A 6,482-nucleotide genomic window follows, 5' to 3' on the forward strand; every position below is an offset into this window, starting at 1 on the left:
TTGCAGTGCAATAGAATGTTGTGCAAGTGCGAGATAGCAACACTCTGGCATGTCCGGCCATCTGACCCGAGAGCGACGAAAAAAGGGGCCGCGAAGGCCCCCTTTCCCAAAGCTGGCAATCCCAGGGCCGGCAATCGGTATCTTCAGCCGTTGGCGGCAGCCACGGCGCGCTTGGCCATCACCGCGATCAGATTGGCCCGATAATCGGCCGAGGCGTGGATGTCGCTCATCAAATTCTTCGCCGAAATCTTCATGCCGTCGAGGGCGGCGGCCGTGAAACTCTTGGTCAGCGCCGCCTCGATTTCCTTCGAACGGAAGACGCCGTCGTCGCCGGCCCCGGTGACGGCGACCCTGACGCCGTCCTTGCCCTTGGCCACGAAAACCCCGACGATCGCATAGCGCGAGGCGGGATTGCGGAACTTTTCATAGGCCGCCTTGGCCGGCGCGGTGAAGGTCACGGCAGTGATGATCTCGCCGTCTTTCAGCGCCGTCTCGAACAGGCCCGTGAAGAACTTGCCGGCCGCGATCTCGCGCTTGTTGGTGACGATGGTGGCGTCGAGCGCCAGAAGTGCTGCCGGATAGTCGGCCGCCGGATCGTTGTTGGCGATCGAGCCGCCGATCGTGCCCTTGTAGCGCACCGCCGGGTCGCCGATCCGGGACGCCATATGGGCGAGCGCCGGACACGCCCTCTTCAGCTTTTCGTCGCTGGCGACATCGTGATGCGTGGTGGCCGCGCCGATGGTGACGGTCTTGCCCGACACCTTGACGCCTTGCAGGTCCTTAATCCGCGACAGGTCGACCAGGTCGGAAGGCGCGGCAAGCCGCGTCTTCATGGCAGGGATCAGCGTCATGCCGCCCGACAAGAGCTTTGCATCGCCGCTCTTGAGCAGCTTGGCGGCGTCTGCGACGGAGGCGGCGCGGTGATAGTTGACTGAGTACATTGGGAGTCTCCCGTGAAATAGTGGGTAGTTAGTAGTGAGTAGTGAGTAGTAATGCCGGTCGACTTTGCCTCAATCGTAACTATTCACTACTCACTCCTGTTTCAGTGTTTCGTCGCCCGGATCGCTGCCCAGACCGTGGACGGCGATGCCGGCATGGCGATATCGGTGATGCCGATGGCGTCGGTGATGGCGTTGATCACCGCCGGCGGTGAGCCGATGGCGCCGGCCTCGCCGCAGCCCTTGATGCCGAGCGGATTGCCCGGGCACGGCGTGTTCGAGGTCGAGACCTTGAACGACGGCAGGTCGTCGGCTCGCGGCATGGCGTAGTCCATATAGCTCGCCGTCAAAAGCTGCCCGCTGGCGTCGTAGCGAGTGCCCTCCAGCAAGGCCTGGCCGATGCCTTGGGCGACGCCGCCATGCACCTGGCCTTCGACGATCATCGGGTTGATGATGTTGCCGAAATCGTCGGCGGCGACGAACTGGACGATCTCGGTCACGCCGGTTTCCGGATCGATCTCCACCTCGCAGACATAGCAGCCAGCCGGGAAGGTGAAGTTCGACGGATCGTAGAACGACGTCTCCTTCAGCCCCGGCTCCATGCCGCCTGGCAAGTTGTGGGCGGTGTAGGCCGCAAGCGCCATCTGGAACCACGGCACGCTCTTATCGGTGCCGGTGACCTTCAAGGCACCATTTTCGATGACGATGTCGCCCTCGTCGGCCTCGAGCAGATGGGCGGCAATCTTCTTGGCCTTGGCCTCGACCTTGTCGAGCGCCTTGGCGACGGCCGACATGCCGACGGCGCCCGAGCGCGAACCGTAGGTTCCCATGCCCATCTGCACCTTGTCGGTATCGCCATGGACGATCGAGACGCTGTCTATCGGCACGCCGAAGCGCTGGTTGACCAGCTGCGCGAAAGTCGTCTCATGGCCCTGGCCATGGCTGTGCGAGCCGGTCAGCACCTCGATGGTGCCGGCGGCATTGACGCGCACCTCGGCACTTTCCCAGAGGCCGACACCCGCTCCAAGACTGCCGACCGCCGCCGACGGCGCCAGGCCGCAGGCCTCGATATAGTTGCTCAAGCCGATGCCGCGCAGCTTGCCTCTGTTGGCGGCGGCGGTCTTGCGCTTGGCAAAGCCGGCATAGTCGGCAGCCGCCATCGCCGCGTCGAGCGAGGCGGCATAATCGCCGGCGTCATAGTTCATGATGACCGGCGTCTGGTGCGGGAACGATGTGATGAAGTTCTTTCGGCGAAGCTCCGCCGGCGACACGCCCAGCTCGCGAGCGGCGGTCTCCATCGTGCGTTCGAGCAGATAGGTGGCCTCCGGCCGCCCTGCCCCGCGATAGGCGTCGACCGGCGCGGTGTTGGTGTAGACGGCGCGCACATTGGCGTGGATCGTCGGAATATCGTACTGGCCCGACAACAGTGTCGCGTAGAGATAGGTCGGCACACAGGACGAGAAGAGCGACATGTAGGCACCGAGATTGGCGATGGTGTCGACCTTCAGTCCGGTGATCTTGTTGTCCTTGTCGAAGGCCATTTCCACCGTCGAGACATGGTCACGGCCATGGGCGTCGGTGAGAAAGCTCTCGGTGCGGTCAGCCACCCATTTGACCGGCACGCCGGTCTTCTTCGAGGCCCACAGGCAGATGATTTCTTCCGGATAGATGTAGATCTTCGAGCCGAAGCCGCCGCCGACATCCGGCGCGATGACCCGCAGCTTGTTTTCCGGAGCGACATTGTAGAAGGCGCTCATCACCAGGCGCGCGAGATGCGGGTTCTGCGAGGTCGTCCAGCACGTATAGTGGTCCTCGGCCTTGTTGTAATAGCCTAGTGCCGCACGCGGCTCCATGGCGTTGGGCACCAGCCGGTTGTTGACGATCTTCATCCGGGTGACGTGGGCAGCGGCCTTGATCGCCGCGTTGGTCGCCGTGCTGTCGCCGAGCTCCCAGTCGAAGATCAGGTTGCCGTCGGCTTCCGGGTGGATCTGCGGTGCGCTCCTTTCGAGCGCCTTCGGAGCATCGACGACTGCCTTCAGTTCCTTATAGGTGATGTCGACCGCTTCGGCCGCGTCGCGCGCCTGGCCCTTGGTTTCGGCGACCACGACGACCACCGCGTCGCCGACATAGCGGACCCTGTCGAAGGCCAGCGGCGACCATGCCCCCATCTTCATCGGCGAGCCGTCCTTGGAATGGATCATCCAGCCGCAGATGAGATTGCCGATGCCGTCGGCCTTGAGCTCCTTGCCGGTCAGCACACCGATGACGCCCGGCATGCCTTTCGCCTTTTTGACATCGATCTTCTTGATCTGCGCATGCGCGTGAGGGCTGCGCACGAAGGCCGCATGCTTCATGCCGGGAACCACCATGTCGTCGACATAGCGCCCGGCGCCGGTAATGAACCGCCTGTCTTCCTTGCGCGCTACACGAGCGCCAACACCTTCAATGCCCATCGCAGAAATTCCTCCCGAATTGCTGAACTAGGTGAGTAGGGCAGTAGGGCAGTAAGGCAGTAGGGATTTGAGCCAATTTCCCTACTGCCTTACTACCCTACTCCCTTACTGCCCTTATGCTGCTTGCTTGGCCTTGCCCTTCGAAGACATCGTCTCCGATGCGGCGAGGATCGCCTTCACGATGTTGTGGTAGCCGGTGCAGCGGCAGATGTTGCCTTCGAGCTCGGCGCGCACCGTGGCCTCGTCGAGGCCTTCGGGGTGACGGTTGATCATGTCGGTCGCCGCCATGATCATGCCCGGCGTGCAGAAACCGCACTGCAGCCCATGATGCTCCTTGAACGCCGCCTGCACCGGATGCAGGTCGGCGCCATCCGCCAAGCCTTCGATCGTCACGACGTTCGATCCGGAGGCTTGCACCGCAAGCATCGTGCAGGATTTTACCGCCTTGCCATCGACATGGATCACACAGGCGCCGCATTGCGAGGTGTCGCAGCCGACATGCGTCCCGGTCAGGCCGAGATTCTCCCTCAAGAAATGAACCAGAAGCGTACGGTCCTCGGCAGCGCCGCTTACCCGCTTTCCGTTGACCGTCAACGATATGTCCGACATGAAACCTCCCTGGGTGCTACCTTGGTCGTTCTGGCGTCGGTGTTGCCCGAGCCCTCCATCTGTCCGCTATTCTTATACCGCATAACGCACGGGGAAAAAGTGCCGCGGAATGCCGAGATTGCGAGAATGCAGTTCGTCCGAAAATCCGCCTATTGTACTTTCGGTCACGCAAAGACAGGAAATGGCGCAACGAAGCGAAACACGGTCGCTGTGCGATGCCGCCTTCCGGCCATCAGCGGCCGGGCTGGCCAAGCCGATTTCAGCCGATGCCGTGTTTTCTCAGAACCTCCCGCTCGTCGCCTGATACCCACCCAAATACTTTGGGCTCTCCGCCCAGCTTCTGCACGAGGTAGTGGACGTCGAAATCTATCGTGACGTCCGGTCCGTCTTTTCGGGCATAGATCGACGTCCAGGCGACGTGGGCAACGCAATGATGCTCGTCTATCGGCGAGATGCGAACATCCCGTATTCGCATTTCCTTCGTGCCGATCGCCCGATAATGAGCATAGCCTTGCTCCATAGCCTGCTTGAACTGGTCGTCGTTGTTCCCGACCATGACGCCGGCAGGCGACGCCGCGATGAAGGCGGAGGCATAGACCGATGCGACTTCGTCCATGTCGGCATCGCCTGCGAGGGATTTCCGGAAAAGCTGCTCATACCTTTCGAACAGCTTCCTGACCTGGGCGTCCATGAATCACGCTCCCTTCCAGTGTAGTTCTGGCCAGTGTGGTTCTGGATTTGAAGTTTCTGAACGCTGACGCCGTCAAAAATAGCAGAAAATTCAAATCCGTCATGTTGGCTCATTGCCAAAGTGGCGCTTGAAGACAACAATGCCCTCGACGCCGGCGCGCCAGACGCGCACAAAAAGCGCGTCGGAGGAATGGAGGAGGAAGCCGCTGGCCAGTTCACGCACGCGCTATGCATGCGGCCTATCGGTGCTCACTACCGACGAACCCGACGCGGATGCGTTCGCCCGGGCGGTGGCGGTGGAAGCCGCAGCCGTCGATGCCGGCTTCGCCCTGCTGTTTTTCTCGCAGAGCCTCGTCGAGGCAGTCGCCCTTTCGGAAGCGCTGAAAGCCCAAGCGCCGGCACTCCTCTATGCCGGCTGCTCGACGGCCGGCGAGATTACGCCCAAAGGCCTGGAGGACGGCCAGGTCCTGGCCATGCTGCTTCCCTCCGCAACGTTTTCGGCAGCCAGCACCATGGTCGAAAATCTGTCCTCATCGGGCATGGACGGGATCACCGGCGAAGTCGAGGCGCTGAGGCGTTCGTTACGCGGGCGCGTCGGGCACGAGCGAGCTGACACCACTTTCGCGCTCTGCTTCATCGACGGGCTGTCCTATGCCGAAGAAGCCGTGACCTCCGCCATCCATTGGGGACTCGACGACATTCCGCTGATCGGCGGGTCGGCGGGCGATGATCTGAAATTCGAGACGACGCGGCTGATCTCGAACGGCAAGGTTGCCTCCGACAGCGCCATCATCGTGCTGATCACCACGGAAATTCCTTTCCACGTGTTCAAGACCGACAATTTCGTCCCCACCGACGAGAAGCTGGTGGTGACCGCATCCGATCCCGATCACCGCACCGTGCGCGAATTCAACGCCACCAATGCCGCCGAGGAATATGCCGCCTCGGTCGGCGTCATTCCGCAGATGCTGACGCCGCTGAGTTTCGCTTCGCACCCGGTGGTGTTGAAAGTGGGCGGCGAATTTTACTGCCGCTCGATCCAGAAGATGCACGCGGACGGCTCGCTGTCGTTCTTCTGCGCCATCGACGATGGCGTCGTCCTTTCCATCGCCCAGCCCAAGAACATGGTCGAATCGACGCGGGCCGCCCTTAGGGATGTCGAGGAAAGGCTTGGCGGCATCGACATGATCCTCGGTTTCGACTGCGTGCTGCGCAGGCTCGACGCGCGCAACCGCCAGGTCTTTCGAGAGATTTCGGAACTCTACAAGGTCAACAACGTCATCGGCTTCGGCACCTATGGCGAACAGTACCGGTCGATGCATCTGAACCAGACTTTCACCGGCATCGCTTTCGGAGAGCGGCAGGCGGCGGAGTAGGAGGTTCTTATGCCGCTCAGGAACATCAACGACCTGGAGAAGCTGAAGAAGATCAACGCAGCCCTCGTCAGCCGCGTCGAGCGCTCTATGGAACAGCAGGGCAACGCGTTCTCGCTGTTCCAGACCGCGATTTCGCTCGAGAATCGAGTGCGTACGCGCACCGAGGAATTGCACTCGACACTGCGTAGATTGGAACAGTCCAATATCGATCTCAGCGCGGCCAAGGAAAACGCCGAGCTGGCGAACCTGTCCAAGACCAGGTTCCTGGCCGCCGCCAGCCACGACGTGTTGCAACCGCTGAACGCCGCCCATCTCTCCGTCTCGGCGCTGGCCGAAGTGCAGACCAGCGACGAAGGCAAAAAACTGGTCCGGCAGGTCGAGCGGTCGCTGGAGACGATGGAGGATCTGCTCCGCAC

7 protein-coding genes are annotated in these 6,482 nt (G+C 61.8%); 2 read left to right on the plus strand and 5 right to left on the minus strand.

What is annotated here, in order from left to right; all coding sequences use genetic code 11:
* Nucleotides 1–143: 143 nt before the first annotated feature.
* The 5 genes from EOB36_RS24120 to EOB36_RS35795 form a co-directional block, all read right to left on the minus strand.
* A complete protein-coding gene (locus EOB36_RS24120; RefSeq protein ID WP_095485532.1) occupies nt 144–941 on the minus strand; it encodes a xanthine dehydrogenase family protein subunit M in 798 nt (265 codons plus the stop codon).
* 101 nt (nt 942–1,042) lie between these two features.
* On the minus strand, nt 1,043–3,391 hold the full coding sequence (locus EOB36_RS24125) for a xanthine dehydrogenase family protein molybdopterin-binding subunit (protein ID WP_095485533.1): 2,349 nt from the start codon (nt 3,389–3,391) through the stop codon (nt 1,043–1,045).
* 114 nt (nt 3,392–3,505) lie between these two features.
* On the minus strand, nt 3,506–4,000 hold the full coding sequence (locus EOB36_RS24130; protein WP_095485534.1) for a (2Fe-2S)-binding protein: 495 nt from the start codon (nt 3,998–4,000) through the stop codon (nt 3,506–3,508).
* Nucleotides 4,001–4,259: 259 nt separating this feature from the next.
* Nucleotides 4,260–4,691, minus strand: a complete 432-nt coding sequence (locus EOB36_RS24135) for a hypothetical protein (RefSeq protein WP_095485535.1) — start codon at nt 4,689–4,691, stop codon at nt 4,260–4,262.
* 99 nt (nt 4,692–4,790) lie between these two features.
* The gene (locus EOB36_RS35795; RefSeq protein ID WP_280953366.1) at nt 4,791–4,913 is read right to left on the minus strand and encodes a hypothetical protein; all 123 of its coding nucleotides are present in this window, start codon (nt 4,911–4,913) and stop codon (nt 4,791–4,793) included.
* 22 nt (nt 4,914–4,935) lie between these two features.
* On the opposite strand from EOB36_RS35795, the gene EOB36_RS24140 reads away from it, so the two are divergent.
* Nucleotides 4,936–6,066, plus strand: coding sequence for an FIST signal transduction protein (locus tag EOB36_RS24140; RefSeq protein WP_245329864.1), 1,131 nt, complete (start codon nt 4,936–4,938; stop codon nt 6,064–6,066).
* 9 nt (nt 6,067–6,075) lie between these two features.
* Nucleotides 6,076–6,482: histidine kinase dimerization/phospho-acceptor domain-containing protein (locus EOB36_RS24145; RefSeq protein ID WP_281035497.1), on the plus strand; the 407-nt coding region annotated here is incomplete at its 3' end.

This window comes from Mesorhizobium sp. M6A.T.Cr.TU.017.01.1.1 (genome assembly GCF_004023115.1).
Lineage (GTDB): Bacteria > Pseudomonadota > Alphaproteobacteria > Rhizobiales > Rhizobiaceae > Mesorhizobium > Mesorhizobium mediterraneum.

Bases quoted from the DNA above. Each gene is read 5' to 3' on its own strand.
- EOB36_RS24120 (WP_095485532.1), bottom strand. From the start codon at position 941: ATGTACTCAGTCAACTATCACCGCGCCGCCTCCGTCGCAGACGCCGCC.
- EOB36_RS24125 (WP_095485533.1), bottom strand. From the start codon at position 3,391: ATGGGCATTGAAGGTGTTGGCGCTCGTGTAGCGCGCAAGGAAGACAGG.
- EOB36_RS24130 (WP_095485534.1), bottom strand. From the start codon at position 4,000: ATGTCGGACATATCGTTGACGGTCAACGGAAAGCGGGTAAGCGGCGCT.
- EOB36_RS24135 (WP_095485535.1), bottom strand. From the start codon at position 4,691: ATGGACGCCCAGGTCAGGAAGCTGTTCGAAAGGTATGAGCAGCTTTTC.